Raw genomic sequence first — 17,681 nt, forward strand, 5'->3', positions numbered from 1 at the left:
AGCGGGGCCGTCAGGGATTTAATCGAGATAAAACACCTCTTTGAGCTCCGCGCTTACCGGACTGTTGTCCGGGTTGGCGGGCATCACGTCGCGCATATGCCGCCACCAGCGCTGGCACACCTCCGTGTTGGCGACGGCATCCCAGCGCGCTTCGGACTCAATCTCCACCGTGGCGAACAGCAGATGGCGCGCTTTATCGAGATATATCGCGTAATGTTGCGCGCCGTGGGCTTTCAGCACCGCTTCCAGCTCCGGCCAAATGGGGTTATGGCGGCGCTGATACTCTTCATGCGCGTCCGGGTTGACCTGCATAACGAAAGCTTTGCGGATCATAAGGCCTCCAGATAGAGTTCGCGAACTTCATCGCGGCTGGCGGCGCGCGGGTTGCACGGCGCGCACGGGTCGGCCAGCGCTTTGTCCAGCCAGCCTTCGATATCGGCTTTGCTAACGCCAAGCTGGCTGAAGCCTTGCGGAATGCCGACGCGTTTGCTCAGCGCGCGGATGGCGTTGATTGCCTCCATGCTGGCCGCCTCATCGCTCATGCCGCGGGTATCGACGTCCATCGCCTGCGCCACGCGGGCGAAACGGGAGACGGCGTTCGGGCGGTTAAAGTTTTCGATGATCGGCAGCAGGATGGCGTTGCACACGCCGTGCGGCAGGTTGTGGGTGGCGCCCGGCTGATGGGCCAGCGCGTGCACCAGGCCCAGACCGGCGCTGTTAAACGCCATGCCCGCCAGATACTGGCCAAACGCCATCTGCTCGCGGGCTTCAAGGTTATGTCCGTCGTCCACGGCTTTCGGCAGCCACAGGTTGATCAGGCGAATCGCCTCCAGGGCGTTGGCGTCGGTCAGCGGATGCGCGCCAACGGACACGAAGGCTTCAATGGCGTGGGTCAGCGCGTCCATGCCGGTGGCGGCGGTAATGGATGGCGGGATATCCAGCATCACGCTGGCGTCATCGACGGCAATATCCGGGATGATATTGGGGTCGATAATCACCTCTTTCACCTTGCGCTCGGCGTCGATGATCACCGCGTTGCTGGTCATCTCCGCCGCTGTTCCGGCGGTGGTGTTGATCGCCACCAGCGGCACGCCGGCGTTTTTCACCTTGCCGACGCCGGAGTAGGCGGTGGACGGTCCCGGATTGGCGGTGAGGATTTTGACCGCTTTGGCGGTATCAATTGGGCTGCCGCCGCCGAAGGCGATAATAAAGTCGCAGTTTGCTTCCTGATACGCCGCGTAGCCTTGTTGCACCAGCGCTTCCGTTGGGTTAGGGAACACCTCGTCAAACAGATGGTAAGACATCTGCTGGGCGTCCAGGGCGGTGAACAGGCTATCGAGCAGGCCCATTTTGACCAGATGACCGTCGGTGACGATCAGCGCTTTACCCCACTGTTTGCCCGCCACCAGCTTGACCATATCACCGATTGCGCCCGCGCCGTGGAGGCTGATTTTGGGCAGTGCCAACATAAAACTCATGATAATTCTCCTTAATGTTGATTTTGGGTAATCCGTTTCCCTTCATCCGCCCCCGGGTCGCGGCTGGCGCCTTACCCGGACTACACGTACCGGTCAGATTAGGGTGAAGGGGAAATTAAATTCGTCTTCGCTGCATCATCCGCCGGGTAATAATCGGCAGCGAGATCACCACGATCAGCATCGCGCCGATAATGATCGACATCACGATCCCCGGCACGTTGAGCAGGCTCAGGCCAAACGTCACCAGCCCCATCAGGAAAGCGGCGATAATCACCCCCACCATGCTGCCGGAGCCGCCGAGAATATTGATGCCTCCGAGCACCGCCATCGTGATGACCGCCAGCTCCCAGCCCATCGCCAGCGTCGGGCGGGTGCTGCCGAGCCTCGAGGTCAGCAGGACCGCCGCCAGCCCGGCCATCAGCCCGACCAGCGCGAACAGCACCAGATTGTGACGCTTGACGTTGATGCCAGAGAACCAGGCCCCGGTTGGGTTATTGCCGATGGCGTAGGTCCGGCGGCCAAAGTTGGTTTTATGCAGCAGGAAGGTAAAGGCGGCGGCGAGGAGGATAAACAGCGCGAACTCAAAAGAGAGCGCCCCCCACACGTAGCCCTGGCCGAACCAGGCGAAGCTCTCCGGGTAGTGATTGAGCGCCTTGTCGCCGAGCAGAATGTAGGTTATCCCGCGATACAGGCTCATGGTACCGATGGTGATGACGATCGATGATAGGTTAAAGCGCGTCACCAGGATACCGTTGAACAGGCCGCACAGCAGCCCCACGCCCAGCCCGACGGCCACCAGCAGCGGCGTATCCATACCCGCCGCCGCGCAGAAGCCCATCGCCGTTGAGCTCAGCGCCATCGTCGACGCCACCGAAAGGTCGATCTCTCTGGCGATAATCAGCATCGCCATTGGCAACACGATGATCGCTTTTTCGGTGAAGTTAAACGTGGCGTCCGACAGGTTCCAGATATTAAGGAAGTAGGGCGACGCCAGGGCGTTAACCACGAATACCGCCAGGGTTACCGCCAGCAGAAACCCTTCCCAGCACAGCAGACGGCGCAGCGGCGACGGCGCGGCCGGGGCGCTTTTCATCTCTTCAGACATCATTATTTTGCTCATGATTTCACCGCCTGTTTCTGCCGCGCCAGCGCCGCGTTGCGCAGGATTAATCGCCCGCTACCTTTATTACCGCGTTCGTTAAGCAGCACCGCAATGACGATCACCGCGCCGGAAATGGCCATTTGCCAGAACGGCGAAATGCCAATCACCGGCAGCGCGTTATTAATCACCCCAAGGAACAGCGCGCCGCACAGACAGCCGAGCACGCGACCGGTTCCGCCCATGGTGCTGATGCCGCCGATGACGCAGGCGGCGACTACCTGCAGTTCAAAACCGTTGGCGACATCGACATAGGCGACGGCGAAGCGCGAGATCCACAGATAGCCGCAGAACCCGGCCAGCGCGCCGGAGAGGCAGAAGCTGACAAACTGCATTTTCCCGGCGTTAATCCCGGTGTAGTACGCCGCCGTCGCGTTGCCGCCCGCGGTGTACAAAGCCCGACCGGTGCGGCTGAAGCGCAGGAAATAGCCCACCAGCAGCAGTGCGGCGATGGCGCACCAGCTCAGCAGCGGCAGCCCCAGCAGCGAGGCGCGCGGCAGGCCGAGAAAATCGGCGCTCATCTGGTGCGAGTTCACCCAGCCGCCGTCGGAGAGCAGGAAGATAATCCCGCGATAAATACTCATGGTGCCCAGCGTGACCACGATGGCCGGGATGCCGAGCCGCCAGACCAGCAGGCCGTTAATTATCCCCATCAGCAGGCCCAGCAGGGTCGCCAGCGCCAGCAGCGCCGCCACCGGAATACCCGGATAGTGGGCGTTGAGCAGGGCGATGATCATCCCGGTCAGCGCCAGGTTGGCGGCCATCGACAGATCGATGCCTTTGGTGAGCAGTACCATCATCTGGCCGAGGGCGAGGATGATGAGGATGGCGGTGTCGTTAAACATCTCCACCAGATTGCCCGGCGAGACGAACGACGGCGCCCGGCTGCCGATCGCGCCGATCATCAAAATGACGACCGCCGCCAGCAGCGCTTCACGGTGTTTAAGCAGTTGTCGGCCCATTACGCTGCCTCCTGACCAATGCCGCTGGCGGCGCTAACGATGGTTTCCGCCGTCGCTTCACCGGCGCGGTACTCGGCGACCATCAGCCCTTCATGCATCACGATAATCCGGTCGGCCATACCCATCACTTCCGGCAGCTCCGAAGAGACCATAATCACCGCCAGCCCCTGGCTGACCAGCTCGGACATAAACTGGTGCACCGCCGCTTTGGAGCCGATATCGATGCCTTTGGTCGGTTCGTCGAGGATAATCACCTCGGGATGGGTCGCCAGCCATTTGCCGATCACCACTTTTTGCTGATTGCCACCGGAAAGGGTTTCCACCGCCTGCCGCCAGCTAAAGGCCTTAACCTGCAGGCGCGAAGCGTACTCGTCCGCCAGCCGCCATTCGCGGGCGTCGTTAAGCACGCCGCCGGGGTTCAGTTTGCTGAGCTGCGGCAGGCTGATGTTCTGGGCGATCGGCAGGGCGATAATCGCTCCCTGCTTCTGCCGCTCTTCCGGCACGCAGACGATACCGGCGCCGATCGCGTCGGCCGGCTGGCGAAAGCGCATCGGTTTCCCCTTCAGCACAATATCGCCGGAAGAGGGATGTGAGACTCCGGAGAGCGCCTGCATCAGCTCGGTGCGCCCGGCGCCCACCAGGCCGTAAAAGCCAAGAATCTCCCCTTTGCGCAGGCTGAAGCTGATATGGGCGAACTCGGTGGGGTGGCAAAGGTCTTTCACCTCCAGCACCGTTTCTCCCGGAATACAGTCGACTTTCGGGTAGGTTTGGGTAATCGCGCGGCCCACCATCATCGCCACCATCCGCTCTTCGGTGATGTCGTTAATCGCGCCGGAGCTGACGTACACGCCGTCGCGCAGAATGGTGTAGTAGTCCGCCAGCTCGAAAATCTCATCGAACTTATGCGAGATAAACAGAATCGCTTTACCGTCCTGCTTCAGGCGCTCAACGATTTGATAAAACTCCAGAATTTCATGCTGCGAGAGCGCCGCCGTCGGTTCATCGAGGATCACCACCTGGGCTTCAAAGGAGAGCGCCCGGGCGATGGCTACCATATGGCGTTGGGCGATGCTGAGGGTTTTCAGCGTCGCGCGAGGGTCAATCTGTACCTCGAGGCGGGTGAGAATTTCGCTGGCTTTGCGGTGCATGGCGGGCCAGTCGAGCTTCTTCAGCAGGCCGCGATGCAGATACTGGCCGACGAAGATATTTTCGGTCACCGAGAGTTCGTCGAACAACACGGTTTCCTGATGAATCGCGGTGATCCCGACCTTGTGCGCCGACTCCGGGTTCGGCAGTTGGATAGGGATCGCTTTATAGAGAATCTCGCCCTCTTCGGGCTGATAAATGCCGGTCATCACTTTGACCAGCGTAGATTTCCCCGCGCCGTTTTCGCCGATTAAAGCGGTCACTTTGCCGGGCCAGAGATCGAGCTGCACGTTTTCAAGGGCGCGGACACCGGGAAAAACCTTGGTGATGCCCTTCAGCGACAGCAGTGGGGTGGATGCTGACATGATAGTTCTCCGTCAAATTACCCTTTACCCTCCCCCAAAGAGCGAGAGAGTGGTTTGTTCCCTCTCCCTTGAGGAGAGAGGGTCGGGTAAGGGGGATTAGAAGATTTTTGAGAACTTATCGATGTTGCTCGCATCGTAGACGAACGGTTCGGCCATCGCGCCGCTACCGTCGGCGTCCAGCTTCACTTTGCCCAGTTTGCCCATATTGGCTTCGGTTTTGGTCGCCGTGCCTTTGACTAAATCGTCGGCCAGATACGTGGCGGCGTAGCCGAGGTCAATCGGGTTCCAGATGGCGAAGCTTTTGCTGGCGCCGGATTTAATCGCCCCAGCCATTTCCGACGGTAGCCCCAGCCCGGTAACGTAGACCTTGCCGATTTTGCCCTGATCTTTTACCGCCTGCGCGGCGGCCACGATCCCCACCGACGAAGGCGAAACAATCACTTTCAGGTCAGGGTATGACTTCAGCAGGCCCACCGCTTCGCGGTAGCTTTTATCCGACAGATCGTCCCCGTAGGCGACGGTCACCAGATTGACGGACGGGTACTGCGGCAGCACCTTTTTCATCTCCTCAATCCAGATGTTCTGGTTGGTGGAGGTTGGGGTGGCGCTTAAAATCGCCACATCGCCTTTTTCCACGTTCAGCGCCTTCAGCGCATCGGCGGCGAGCTTAACGTTGGTTTCGCCAATCAGCGCGTTATTGGACGGATTAAGATGGATCTGGCGGCCCGCTGGCGCGACGCCGGAGTCCCAGGAGACCACCTTAATACCGCGCTGCATCGCTTTTTTCAGCACCGGCACCACGGCGTCGGGATCGTTAGCGGAAATGGCGATCGCATCCACCCCCTGGGCGATCAAACCATTCAGCACTTCGATCTGCGCTTCGGCGGTGGTGGTGGTCGGGCCGGTATAGATCACTTTGACATCGCCTAACTCTTTGGCTGCTTCCTGCGCGCCGACGTTCGCTGCTTCGAAGAATCCATTTCCCAATGATTTCGCCACGAGGGCGATTTTGACTTCGGCTAAAGCGGAACCGGACAACGCCAGGATGGCAACGGTGAGGATCAAGCTTGTGTTTGTTTTCATTGCTTTTACTCCACATAATCGAGTTAGTTTGTAGGGTTTGCAGGTGCTTTTTTCGCCCCGTCTCGGTGAGCGGGGCGCGATGTTGTTATTGATAAAGGTCTAATGCGGACTGCAGGGGTTGAACGTTGAAGCGTTTGCCAAGGGCTATCAGCTCTTCGCGGGTGATAGTTTGTTTCATCCCGCCCATTGAATAGACTTTCACCAGCACCTCGGCGGATTTCTCGGCGGTATCGATCAGGCCGAAGGTTTCGTCCAGATTGGGGCCGCTGCCGAAAACGCCGTGGAACGGCCACAGCACCAGCGAATGTTTCTGCATCGCCTCGGCGGTGGCCTGGCCGATTTCGTCGGTGCCCGGCACCATCCACGGCAGGATGCCGACGCCGTCCGGGAAGACCACCAGACATTCGGTACTTCCTTCCCACAGCTTGCGGGTGAACAGATCGCTGCTGTTCTCCAGCACGTAGGTCAGGGCGATCAGGTTGGTGGCGTGACAGTGCATGATCACCCGGTCTTTGCCGTTGGTCAGCCGGATGCGCTCGCTGTGCGACAGGAAGTGCGCCGGCAGCTCGGAAGTGGGCACCGCGTCGTTGGTCAGGCCCCAAAGAATATGGTATCCCGCGCCGTCGCTGTCGACTTTCACCACCCCGAGGTTAGCCGCCGGGTCGAGCTGGACGTTTCGGAAGAATTTACCGGAACCGGTGACGATAAACGGCTGGTTAGCCAGCGTCGGCATCGGCTGGCTCAGGGCGATATAGCGCGGTTTGGCGTGAAAATCCGCCGCGTAGGGTTCAATATCCGCTTCGTCCAGGCGCAGCGTCAGGTTGCCGCCGTTGCGCTCGTCCCAGCCTTTCAGCCAGGCGTCGGAAGTGGCTTTAATCATGCCCTGGACGAACCAGGCGTCGATAATGGTCTGCATAGTCTTGTCTTTCCTGTTGATTCGGCGCGGGGTTGGCCCCTCGCCCTGAATATGTGCGAGCCCCGGATTGCGCCGTAAACGGCTTATCCGGGCTACCAGTTCGTAGCCCGGCCGCGACCCGGGGAACGTCCAGGCATTACCCGCGCTGGCTCAGAACCGCATTTTCATAAGCGCGTACGTTATCCAGCCACTGGCTGCCCGCCGGCGTATCGTGACGCTGACAGTACATCTCCCAGATGGCCTGCCACGGCAGGCACTTCTGCTCTTCCAGCAGCGCCAGACGGGCGGTGTAGTCGCCGTCGACTTCCAGCTGACGCAGCTGGGCGGTCGGTTCCAGCAGGGCGCGCAGCAGCGCTTTCTTCATATTGCGCGTGCCAATCACCCACGCCGCGATGCGGTTAATCGAAGCGTCGAAGAAATCGAGGCCGATATGCACGCGGTCGAACAGATCGTGACGGATGATTTCGCTGGCGATGGCCTGGGTTTCGTCATCCAGCAGTACCACGTGGTCGCTGTCCCAGCGTACCGGGCGGCTAACGTGCAGCAGCAGGCGCGGGATATAGAGCATCGCGGCGGAGATCTTGTCGGAGATGACTTCCGTCGGATGGAAGTGGCCTGCATCCAGGCACAGGGCGGTCTGGCGGCTGGTGGCGTAACCCATGTAGAACTCGTTGGAGCCGACGGTGTAGCTTTCCGCGCCGATACCGAACAGCTTGCTCTCCACGGCGTCAATGTGGTGCGCCGGGTCGAGCTTTTCGCTAATCACTTCATCGAGCGCGTTCAGCAGACGCTGGCGCGGCGCGAAGCGGTCGACGGTAATATCCTTCATGCCGTCCGGGATCCAGATATTCATCACTGACGGCGTGCCCAGCTGCTCGCCGAAGTAAGCGGAAATACGGCGGCTGGCCTTGCAGTGATCGATCCAGAACTGACGGATTTCATCGTTGGCGTGCGACAGCGTAAAGCCGTCGGCGCTCAGCGGATGCGAGAAGCAGGAGGGGTTAAAATCCAGCCCCAGCTTGTTGGCTTTCGCCCACTTCACCCAGTTTTTAAAGTGCTCCGGCTTAATTTCATTGCGCGATACCGGCGTATCGGATTCCAGATAGAGCGCGTGCAGGTTCAGGCGTTTTGGCCCGGGGATCAGGCTCATCGCCTGCTCAAGGTCGGCGCGCAGCTCGCTGGCGTTACGCGCTTTACCCGGGTAGTTGCCGGTGGCCTGAATACCGCCGGTCAGGCTTCCTTCCGGGTTTTCGAAACCGACGACGTCATCGCCCTGCCAGCAGTGCATGGACACGGGCAGGCGATCCAGCTGGCGCAAGGCCTCCTCGACGTCCACGCCGACGCTGGCGTAGCGCTGTTTGGCAATTTCCCAGGCTTGTTCAAGTTGAGTGGTCATGCGCAAAGCTCCTTGTTCTGTTGTGGCTGAAACTGCGCGACGAAGCGGGCAATTTCATTTTCAGGATTAGGGGTAAAGGTAGTGAGAGCGTAGTTTTGTCGTACCACCTGACGGAATTCATCGACGTTGTTCAACTCATCCAGGGTCATCAGCTGGATACCGATATTGCCAAGCGTGGAGGCCTCAACCGGGCCGGCAACCACGGTGATGCCGCAGGCGTCGGCGCACAGCTGGTTAAGCAGTTCGTTCTGGCAGCCGCCGCCGACGATATGCAGCTGGCTGAACGGCTGACCGCGCAGCGCCGCCAGCTCGTTGAGCACCCGGGCGTAGAGCAGCGCCAGGCTGTCGAAAATGCAGCGCGCCAGTTCGGCGTCGGTATCAGGAACCGGCTGCCCGGATTCGCGGCAGGCGGCCTGGATTTCCGCGCTCATGTGGTCCGGGTTGATAAAGCGGTCATCGTTGCAGTCGATGACGAAGCGGCAGGCCGGAAGCGCAGCAGTACGCGCGATCAGCGCTGGCAGGTCGCCGACGTTTTGCTCCTTGAGCACCCGCTGCAGCAGCCACAGGCCCATAATATTTTTCAGCACCCGATAGCGGCCTTCGGCGCCGCCTTCGTTGGTGATATTGGCTCTTAGCGCCGCATCGCTGGTGCAGGGGGTTTTGCTTTCAAAGCCCATCAGCGACCAGGTGCCGGAAGAGAGGTAGGCGGCGTTTTTGCTGGCCAGCGGCGAGGCGATAACCGCGCTGGCGGTATCGTGGCTGGCGACGGCGACCACCGGGATGTGATTGCCCTGCGGGCAAATCCAGTGGCCGATGACGTTGCCGGGATGGGTCGGCGTACCGAACCATTCGCGCGGCGCGCCGCTCCAGTTCAGCAGGTCTTCATCCCAGCTATCGCTGTTGATGTTGACCAACTGCGTGGTGGTGGCGTTGGTGTATTCCCAGTTCATGTTGCCGGTCAGGCGGAAGCTAAAGTAGTCCGGGATCAGCAGCGCGTGCGCGGCCTGGCTGACCAGCTCCGGCTGCTGTTCAACCAGCGCGCGCAGCTGATAAAGGGTGTTAAACGGCAGAAACTGAATGCCGCTGCGGCGGTAGATTTCCGCGCGGCCCAGTTGGGCTTCGGCGTGGCGCATCAGGCCCTGGGTGCGAGAGTCGCGATAGGAAACCGGCAGGCCGACACGCTGGCCCTGTTTATCCAGCAGGACATAATCCACGCCCCAGGTATCAATGCCGATGCTGTCGATCAGGATGCCCTGTTCGCAGACCTTCTCCAGACCGCGGCGAATTTCCTCTTCCAGGCTATCGAGATCCCAGCAGTCGAAGCCATCGACCTTCTGCAGACTATTGGTAAAGCGGTGAATTTCGCGCAGGGCCAGGGTTTGCTGGCCGGGTTGATAGCTGGCTAGCATCACCCGCCCGCTGGAGGCGCCTAAATCAACGGCGACACAATGACGAAGACTCATGGGAAGATCCTTGTGAAAATCATTGCATGCAGTCTAAAAAAGTCGCGTCAGGCTCACCTTCTTGTTACTGACAGGGAAAATTGGCCGCTGGCAAGAAAGCAAAGGTGACCGTGAGAGAGGTCACAGTTTCGTTTTCTCCGCGGTGGCGTGCGGGATGTGATGTTGTCCGCAGTTCCCGATCTTTCCCGTCATTTCTTGAAAAAGCGGCAGGCTTTACGAATTTTACGGTCAAAAATTGAAGGCCGGATCGCCGCCCCTTAATTACTATTTGCTCCACTGATTGATAACATTTCTCATTTCGAGGAGCTGCTATGACCATGTTGCACAGTGTGGATTTCTTTAAGTCCGGCGTTTCAGCTGTCGCCATTGAGCCGCGGCTCCCGCAATCCGCTTTTCCTGAACATCACCATGATTTTCATGAGATTGTTATTGTGGAACACGGTACGGGAATTCACGTTTTCAACGGCCAGCCCTACACCATCAGCGGCGGTTCGGTCTGCTTTATTCGCGATCACGACCGCCATCTCTACGAACATACCGATAATTTGTGCCTGACCAATGTGCTCTATCGCGCGCCGGACGCGTTTCGCTTTTTGTCCGGCCTGAACGCGCTGCTGCCGCAGGAGCAAGAGGGAAATTACCTTTCGCACTGGCGGGTTAATCAGAGCGCTTTGCAGCAGGTGCGCCAGATTGTGGATCAGATGGAGGAGGTCGGCGCGGATGCGGATATGCACGCTATCGCCAGCCGCGAGATTTTATTTATGCAACTGCTGGTGCACCTGCGTAAAAGCAGTCTGGCTGAAGGGGCGTCGGACAACGAGGCGCGGCTGAACCATTTAATGGCCTGGCTGGAAGACCATTTTGCCGAAGATATCTGCTGGGAAGAGGTCGCGGCGCGGTTTTCACTCTCCCTGCGAACCCTGCATCGCCAGTTAAAACAGCAAACCGGACTGACGCCGCAGCGCTATCTGAATCGGGTGCGGTTGATGAAGGCGCGCCATCTGCTGCGCCATAGCGATGATAGTGTGACCGATATCGCCTATCGCTGTGGATTCGGCGACAGTAACCACTTTTCGACGCTTTTTCGCCGGGAGTTTGCCTGGTCTCCGCGTGATATTCGCCAGGGACGCGACGCCATTCTTCAGTAACGCGAGAGCAGTCAACGTTTTAGCAGGCATAAACGCGAATAATGACTCGTTTTTTCGCGTCCGGAGTTGATGTCGTGGCAGGTCAGCTGATTCTTCGCAAAGATGAATTTTTCGCCTCCCCCGCTCAGGCGGTGGCGGTAGCGGATCGCTATCCGCAAAACGTCTTCGCCGAGCATACCCACGAGTTCTGCGAACTGGTGCTGGTGTGGCGGGGGAACGGCCTGCACGTCCTTAACGATCGCCCGTGGCGGATTACCCGCGGCGATCTGTTCTATATCCGCGCGGAAGACAAACACTCCTACGCCTCGGTGAACGATCTCGTCCTGCAAAACGTCATTTACTGCCCGGACCGGCTGCGGCTTAACTTTGACTGGGCGGCGCATATTCCCGGTCTGTTCGGCACTCCGTGGGTTCCGCACTGGCGGATTGGCAGCAGCGGCATGGCCCAGGTCAGGCAGGTGATTACCCAGCTGGAGCATGAAAGCAGCCGCAGCGATGCGCAGGCCAATAATATGGCCGAACTGCTGTTTGCCCAGCTGGCGCTTATTCTTCAGCGCTATCGCTACGCCACCGATAATCTGGCGGCAACCCAAAGCGAAGCGCTGCTCGATAAGCTGCTCACCGAGCTGGCGGGCAGCCTCAATCGTCCCTTCTTTCTTGACCGTTTTTGCGAGCGCGAAGGGTGCAGCGAACGCGCGCTGCGTCAGCAGTTTCGTCAGCAGACGGGGATGACCATCAACCACTACCTGCGCCAGCTGCGCATCTGTCACGCGCAGTATCTGCTGCAGCATACCGAACGGCTGATTGGCGAAGTGGCGATGCAGTGCGGGTTTGAAGACAGCAACTACTTTTCGGTGGTGTTTAACCGCGAGATAGGCATGACGCCAGGGCAGTGGCGGCAGCGCAGTCGCACCGCCGCCTGACGACGCTAGTTCGCCATTCCCAGACCAACGATATTGGCGGCGATAATAATCACCACGCAGCCGAGGCTGAGGACGCCCACCGGACGACGACCGGCGTTGTTCCACTCTTTCAGTATCAGACCCACCAGGCCGCCGCACAGCACATAGAAGCTCATATGCAGCATCCAGCTCATGTAGTCGTACTGCGCCGGAATGCTGGCGTGGCCCCAGGCATAGAAGAAGAACTGGAGATACCACATCAGGCCGCCTAACGCCGAAAGCAGGATATTGCTGACGATGAGCGGTTTTGCCAGCGAGAAGTCGGCTTTTATCGACAGGTTTTTCACTTTTGCCAGACGAATAAAGCAGAAGCCGAGGTTAACCAGCGCGCCGCCGCCCATGATCACCACATAGCTTGGCAGCGCGGTATAGAGCGGGTCAACGCCGAGCGCGGCGGCCGCTTCATGCATCGGCTTGGCGGCGTTCATGGCGAACGACATACCGGCCGAGAAGATGCCGCACATCACCGCCAGGACCAGCCCCTTTTTCAGGTTGAAGTCTTCGGCTTTGATGCCCATTTTGCGCTCTTTCAACTGGCCGGCGCGGGTGACGATCCCCACGCCAATCACCGCGACCAGCACGCCGAGCAGCGTCATCTGGCCGCCTTTGGTGTTAATGAGAACAGCAAACTGACCGTTAAGAATCGGCGTCATTAAGGTGCCAACAATCAGCGTGATACCAATCGCGATGCCGATCCCCATCGACATGCCGAGGTAGCGCATCGTCAGGCCGTAGTTGATATTACCGATACCCCACATGGCGCCGAACAGGAAAACGGGCAGCAGCGTGGAGGCGTTAAAAGAGCCGTAATAGGCCCAGAAATCGGGCAGCAGCATGGCGCTGATGGCCCAGGGGAGGATCAGCCAGGAGACAATACCGCCGATAGACCACATGGTTTCCCAGGACCAATGTTTAACTTTCTTGAACGGGGCATAGAAACAGGCTGCACTGGCCGCACCTATCAAATGCCAAAAAATACCCATCGTAATCGCGTGATTCATTGATTTTATCCTCATCTATTTTTTATCGGATAAATCTTCTTCCGACCCGGTGAGTGTAAAAATCGGTCAGTTTTTCCGCCTTTAAGCTGTTGCCACCGGAAGCCTGAACCTGGCAACCAAAAACTTAATTAGTTGTTCTGTATCACAAAACGACATCAATCCCCCCCTGTTATAACCTTATTAAAAATACGGCATTGATAAGCGTTTTCAATATCATTTAATTAACTATAATGAACCAACTGCTTACGCGGCATTAACACTTTCCGCCGCTCGACAATAATGGAGATGATTATGAGTTACACACTGCCTGCCCTGCCGTACGCTTATGACGCCCTGGAACCGCATTTTGACAAGCAGACGATGGAAATCCATCACACTAAACACCACCAGACCTACGTGAACAACGCCAACGCGGCGCTGGAAAGCCTGCCTGAATTCGCGAGCCTGTCCGCAGAAGAGCTGATTACCAAACTGGATCAGCTGCCGGCAGACAAAAAAACCGTTCTGCGTAACAACGCCGGCGGCCACGCTAACCACAGCCTGTTCTGGAAAGGCCTGAAAACCGGTACCACCTTGCAGGGCGACCTGAAAGCGGCTATCGAGCGCGATTTCGGTTCCGTTGACAACTTCAAAGCGGAATTTGAAAAAGCGGCTGCGACCCGTTTCGGCTCCGGCTGGGCGTGGCTGGTGCTGAAAGGCGACAAGCTGGCGGTGGTTTCTACCGCTAACCAGGACTCCCCGCTGATGGGTGAAGCTATCTCCGGCGCTTCCGGCTTTCCGATTATCGGCCTGGACGTGTGGGAACACGCTTACTACCTGAAATTCCAGAACCGTCGTCCGGACTACATCAAAGCGTTCTGGGACGTCGTGAACTGGGACGAAGCCGCAGCGCGTTTTGCCGCCAAAAAATAAGGTTGCATTGTGCTGAGCGAGAAGCGAGTCTGATGACTCGCTTTTTTTATATCCGCAGCAAAGGAGCAGCGATGCACTATCCGGTGAATGTCTTTGTGGGCAAGGTAAGGGATTACGACGGCAGCCGTCCAAGCGCCATCGGGAAAGTCCAGGTCGATGGTGAACTGACCCTCGGCGATTTGGGGCTGGAGGGCGATGAGCAGGCCGAGAAGAAAATTCACGGCGGACCGGACCGCGCGCTGTGCCACTATCCCCGAGAACACTATGCCCATTGGGCGCTTGAACTTCCGCAGCAGGCGGATCTTTTCTGCGCCCCGGCGTTTGGCGAGAATCTCTCGACCGAAGGGCTGACGGAAAAAAATGTCTACATCGGCGATATCTTTCGCTGGGGAGAGGCGCTGATCCAGGTGACGCAGCCGCGCTCTCCCTGCTTCAAGCTCAACTATCATTTTGCCGTCAGCGATATGGCCCAGCTTATGCAGAACAGCGGTAAAACCGGCTGGTTGTATCGGGTGGTGGCGGGTGGGCAAGTCTCCAGCGATGCGCCGCTGGCGCTGGTATCCCGGCTCAGCGACGTCAGCGTTCACGAAGCGGGCGCCATCGCCTGGCAGATGCCGTTCGATGATGACCAGTACCGACGTTTACTTTCCGCGGCGGGGCTGTCGGTAAGCTGGAGCAGAACGATGCAGAAGCGGCGTTTAAGCGGGCAGATCGAGAATAATTCGCGGAGATTGTGGGGAAAATAGCGCTTCCGTGCGCGTTCCCGGATGGCGGCGCTTTGCGCTTTATCCGGGCTCCCCGTTTCGAACCCGGCCTGGCGAAGCGCAGGCCGGGGGCATCAGGTGCGCTTATACAGCGGCAGCCAGAGGGTTAAACGCAGACCGCCCAGCGGGCTGTCGTCGGCTTTTACCCAACCGCGGTGCTGTTGAATCGCCGCTTCGACAATCGCCAGACCCAGGCCGGTACCGCCAGACTCGCGGTCGCGCGCCTCATCGGTACGGTAGAACGGACGGAAAATCTGCTCGCGATCCTCCGGACTCACGCCCGGCCCGTCATCATCGACGTTAACCGTAATTCCGTCTTTATCCACCGAGAAGCTTACTGAAATTTTGGTATGCGAATAGCGCAGCGCGTTACGTACAATATTTTCCAGCGCGCTCTCCAGCGCATTGGGGTTACCGTACAGCGGCCAGGGCCCCGGCGGATACTCGACGGTGAACGATTTCCCCATCTGTTCGGCTTCAAAGGCGGCGTTATCCAGCACCTCGCCCCACAGCTGGTTGGCTTTCACCGTTTCGCTGACCAGCGCGGTTTTCGCCTGATTGCGCGACATCACCAGCAGGTCGTTGATCATGCTATCCAGCCGGTGCGCTTCCATCTCAATGCGCTCCAGCTCTTTGCTTTCCCCGCTGCGGCGGCGCAGCAACGCGGTGCCTAACTGCAGGCGGGTCAGCGGCGTGCGCAGTTCGTGCGAGATATCGGACAGTAGACGATGCTGGCTGGACATCATGCGCTCCAGCGCGGTCACCATCTGGTTAAAACTGGTCCCGGCGGCTAAAAACTCCTGCGGACCGGCTTCCAGCTCCGGATGCTGACGCAGGTTGCCCTGGGCGACTTCATCGGCGGCATTTTTCAGCTTACGTGCGGGTTTCGCCAGGCTCCACGCCAGCCACAGCAGCAGCGGGGCGCTGACTAACATGGTGACGATCAGCAGCAGTAACGGCCGATCGAACAGCAGATTGATGAAGTCTGATTGTGATGTATTGGCAGGGCGAATCAGATAGAGCTGGTAGTTATCTTCTCCATCCCTGACGGAAAAAGGCCCGACCATTTCCAGACGACCATAGCGCTTTTTCTGCGGATGGTCGGCGTTATCCGCCTGGCCGATAAAGTTGCGGATAATCTGCATTTCGTTGCGCTCGGCGCCGATAACGCGACCTTCGCTGGTAACCAGCAGCAAACGCTGGCCCGGCGGAGCCCACTTATCGATGGCGCGAAACAGACGACGCCACCACATCAGGTCGTTTGGCGGATCGTTCGCCAGTTCGGCCTCGACGTGCTGTTCAATCATGATGCCCTGACGTTGCTCGCTCTCCAGCAGCTCGGTCATCTGGCGCGAGTCCAGCTTGGGCAGCATCAGAACCAGCATCAACACCAGCGCCAGCGTGAGCCAGAAAATAGCGAAGATGCGTGCGGTTAAACTTCCAATCATGAAGCCGATACCATCAGATAGCCGCGTCCGCGCAGGGTTTTAAACCACGGATGGCCGTCTTTGCGCTCCGGCAGCTTGCGCCGCAGGTTGGAGATGTGCATGTCGATCGCGCGATCGAATGGCGTCAGGCGTTTACCCAGCACTTCCTGGCTAAGATGCTCACGCGATACCACCTGGCCAAGATGCTGCGCCAGAAGATAGAGCAGGGTGAACTCGGTGCCGGTCAGTTCCAGGGTCAGACCATCGAAGCTGGCTTCCTGGCGACCGGGGTTAAGGCTTAGCGCATCCACTTCCAGCGTCGGTGAACCGGCTTCGGTTGTCTGCTGCTGCTCGCTCCAGTGCGACCGGCGCAGAATCGCGCGTATACGCGCCACCAGCTCACGATCGTTGAACGGCTTAGGCAAATAATCGTCCGCGCCCAGCTCGAGGCCGAGAACGCGATCCAGCTCGCTCCCGCGGGCCGTTAGCATGATAACCGGGGTCTGGTGTGTCTGACGCAACTCTTTGAGCGTGTCGATACCGTTTTTCTTCGGCATCATCACATCAAGCAAAAGTAAATCGATGCTGTCGTCCAGAAGGGCCAGCGCCTGTTCCCCATCATGGGCGACGAGCACATTAAAACCTTCCATATCGAGCAGCTCTTTTAACAGGGAGGTGAGCTCCCGGTCATCATCTACTAACAGGATTTTATTCATTGTTTAAATACCTCCGAGGCAGAAATTACGTCATCAAGGCTCGCTAATCCATGACTTTACGTTGTTTTACACCCCCTGACGCATGTTTGCAGCCTGCATCGTAAACTCTCTCTCGTTGAATCGCGACACAAACGTTTTGGGAGTATGTGATGCGCAATGTTATCGCTGCCGTCATGGCCTCAACGCTGGCGCTAAGTGCATATAGCCAAGCCGCTGAAGTCGTCACCAGCGTTAACTGGCTTCCCGGAGACGAAGGGGTCCAGCGCAGCAGCCAGAGCCATATGTTTGACGGCATAAGTTTAACTGAACACCAACGGCAACAGTTACGAGATCTTATGCAGCGGGCACGCCACGACAGGCCACCCGTTAATGTTAGCGAAATGGAGACAATGCATCGCCTTGTCACCGCAGAAAATTTTGATGAAAACGCTGTACGCGCTCAGGCAGATAAGATGGCGCAGGAACAGGTTGCCCGCCAGGTTGAAATGGCAAAAGTTCGCAACCAGATGTATCACCTGCTAACGCCAGAGCAGCAAGCGGTTTTAAACGCTAAGCACCAGCAACGAATGGATCAGTTGCGTGAGGTTGCACGGATGCATAAAGGCTCAGCGATGATGCTTTCGAGTAGTAGCAATACCCTGCAACCCCAGTAACAACCCTGTTTTCCTTGCCATAGACACCATCCCTGTCTTCCCCCACATGATGTGGGGGTTTTTTTTGCCCGTTATTCAGCGCCCTCCTGCCTCCCCGTCCCGGTAAAAGATCGGGTTATACTAAGCGCAT

The 17,681-nt window shown here is 58.4% G+C and carries 17 protein-coding genes; 5 read left to right on the plus strand and 12 right to left on the minus strand.

The window, feature by feature from the left end; genetic code table 11:
- Positions 1 to 18: 18 nt before the first annotated feature.
- The 9 genes from rhaM to rhaB all read right to left on the minus strand — a co-directional run bounded on the left by rhaM (position 19) and on the right by rhaB (position 9,968).
- Positions 19 to 333, minus strand: a complete 315-nt coding sequence (gene rhaM, locus IYV58_RS00370; RefSeq protein ID WP_087828797.1) for an L-rhamnose mutarotase — start codon at positions 331 to 333, stop codon at positions 19 to 21.
- Positions 330 to 1,478, minus strand: a complete 1,149-nt coding sequence (fucO, locus tag IYV58_RS00375; protein ID WP_004127190.1) for a lactaldehyde reductase — start codon at positions 1,476 to 1,478, stop codon at positions 330 to 332. Before fucO ends, rhaM begins: the two co-directional genes overlap by 4 nt.
- 115 nt (positions 1,479 to 1,593) lie before the next feature.
- Positions 1,594 to 2,598 (minus strand): ABC transporter permease, encoded by a 1,005-nt coding sequence (locus IYV58_RS00380; protein ID WP_195729365.1) that lies wholly within the window; start codon positions 2,596 to 2,598, stop codon positions 1,594 to 1,596.
- Entirely contained in the window at positions 2,595 to 3,599 is a 1,005-nt protein-coding gene (locus IYV58_RS00385; protein WP_195729366.1) for an ABC transporter permease, read from the minus strand. The genes IYV58_RS00380 and IYV58_RS00385 overlap by 4 nt, the downstream gene beginning before the upstream one ends.
- On the minus strand, positions 3,599 to 5,110 hold the full coding sequence (locus tag IYV58_RS00390; protein WP_004127195.1) for a sugar ABC transporter ATP-binding protein: 1,512 nt from the start codon (positions 5,108 to 5,110) through the stop codon (positions 3,599 to 3,601). Before IYV58_RS00390 ends, IYV58_RS00385 begins: the two co-directional genes overlap by 1 nt.
- 96 nt (positions 5,111 to 5,206) lie before the next feature.
- A complete protein-coding gene (gene rhaS / locus IYV58_RS00395; RefSeq protein WP_004127197.1) occupies positions 5,207 to 6,193 on the minus strand; it encodes a rhamnose ABC transporter substrate-binding protein in 987 nt (328 codons plus the stop codon).
- A gap of 85 nt (positions 6,194 to 6,278) precedes the next feature.
- Positions 6,279 to 7,109, minus strand: a complete 831-nt coding sequence (rhaD, locus tag IYV58_RS00400; protein ID WP_139529970.1) for a rhamnulose-1-phosphate aldolase — start codon at positions 7,107 to 7,109, stop codon at positions 6,279 to 6,281.
- Positions 7,110 to 7,245: 136 nt separating this feature from the next.
- Positions 7,246 to 8,505, minus strand: a complete 1,260-nt coding sequence (rhaA, locus tag IYV58_RS00405; RefSeq protein WP_087828801.1) for an L-rhamnose isomerase — start codon at positions 8,503 to 8,505, stop codon at positions 7,246 to 7,248.
- The gene (rhaB, locus tag IYV58_RS00410; protein WP_087828802.1) at positions 8,502 to 9,968 is read right to left on the minus strand and encodes a rhamnulokinase; all 1,467 of its coding nucleotides are present in this window, start codon (positions 9,966 to 9,968) and stop codon (positions 8,502 to 8,504) included. The genes rhaA and rhaB overlap by 4 nt, the downstream gene beginning before the upstream one ends.
- Before the next feature lie 311 nt (positions 9,969 to 10,279).
- On the opposite strand from rhaB, the gene rhaS (IYV58_RS00415) reads away from it, so the two are divergent.
- The gene (rhaS, locus tag IYV58_RS00415) at positions 10,280 to 11,116 is read left to right on the plus strand and encodes an HTH-type transcriptional activator RhaS (RefSeq protein ID WP_004127210.1); all 837 of its coding nucleotides are present in this window, start codon (positions 10,280 to 10,282) and stop codon (positions 11,114 to 11,116) included.
- A 74-nt stretch (positions 11,117 to 11,190) separates the two neighbouring features.
- Positions 11,191 to 12,039, plus strand: coding sequence for an HTH-type transcriptional activator RhaR (rhaR, locus tag IYV58_RS00420; protein WP_004127212.1), 849 nt, complete (start codon positions 11,191 to 11,193; stop codon positions 12,037 to 12,039).
- Between the two features lie 5 nt (positions 12,040 to 12,044).
- On the opposite strand, the gene rhaT is transcribed toward rhaR, so the two are convergent.
- A complete protein-coding gene (gene rhaT, locus IYV58_RS00425; RefSeq protein WP_004127216.1) occupies positions 12,045 to 13,079 on the minus strand; it encodes an L-rhamnose/proton symporter RhaT in 1,035 nt (344 codons plus the stop codon).
- 291 nt (positions 13,080 to 13,370) lie between these two features.
- Between rhaT and sodA the strand changes: the two genes are divergently transcribed.
- Both sodA and yiiM read left to right on the plus strand, forming a co-directional pair.
- Positions 13,371 to 13,991, plus strand: coding sequence for a superoxide dismutase [Mn] (gene sodA / locus IYV58_RS00430; protein ID WP_004127220.1), 621 nt, complete (start codon positions 13,371 to 13,373; stop codon positions 13,989 to 13,991).
- A 71-nt stretch (positions 13,992 to 14,062) separates the two neighbouring features.
- Positions 14,063 to 14,737, plus strand: a complete 675-nt coding sequence (yiiM, locus tag IYV58_RS00435) for a 6-hydroxyaminopurine reductase (protein WP_024360578.1) — start codon at positions 14,063 to 14,065, stop codon at positions 14,735 to 14,737.
- 92 nt (positions 14,738 to 14,829) lie between these two features.
- Here yiiM and cpxA read toward each other — a convergent pair whose 3' ends face one another.
- Together cpxA and cpxR are read right to left on the minus strand one after the other, a co-directional pair.
- Positions 14,830 to 16,203: an envelope stress sensor histidine kinase CpxA gene (cpxA, locus tag IYV58_RS00440; protein WP_004107505.1), complete on the minus strand. Its 1,374-nt coding sequence runs from the start codon at positions 16,201 to 16,203 to the stop codon at positions 14,830 to 14,832.
- Positions 16,200 to 16,898 (minus strand): envelope stress response regulator transcription factor CpxR, encoded by a 699-nt coding sequence (gene cpxR / locus IYV58_RS00445; RefSeq protein WP_004127228.1) that lies wholly within the window; start codon positions 16,896 to 16,898, stop codon positions 16,200 to 16,202. The genes cpxA and cpxR overlap by 4 nt, the downstream gene beginning before the upstream one ends.
- A gap of 149 nt (positions 16,899 to 17,047) precedes the next feature.
- On the opposite strand from cpxR, the gene cpxP reads away from it, so the two are divergent.
- Positions 17,048 to 17,551 carry a cell-envelope stress modulator CpxP gene (gene cpxP, locus IYV58_RS00450; protein WP_004127232.1) on the plus strand — a complete coding sequence of 168 codons (504 nt, stop codon included), beginning with the start codon at positions 17,048 to 17,050 and terminating at the stop codon, positions 17,549 to 17,551.
- Positions 17,552 to 17,681 lie beyond the last annotated feature (130 nt).

The sequence above is a fragment of the Klebsiella sp. BDA134-6 genome (assembly GCF_015601345.1).
Taxonomy (GTDB): Bacteria; Pseudomonadota; Gammaproteobacteria; order Enterobacterales; family Enterobacteriaceae; genus Klebsiella; species Klebsiella grimontii.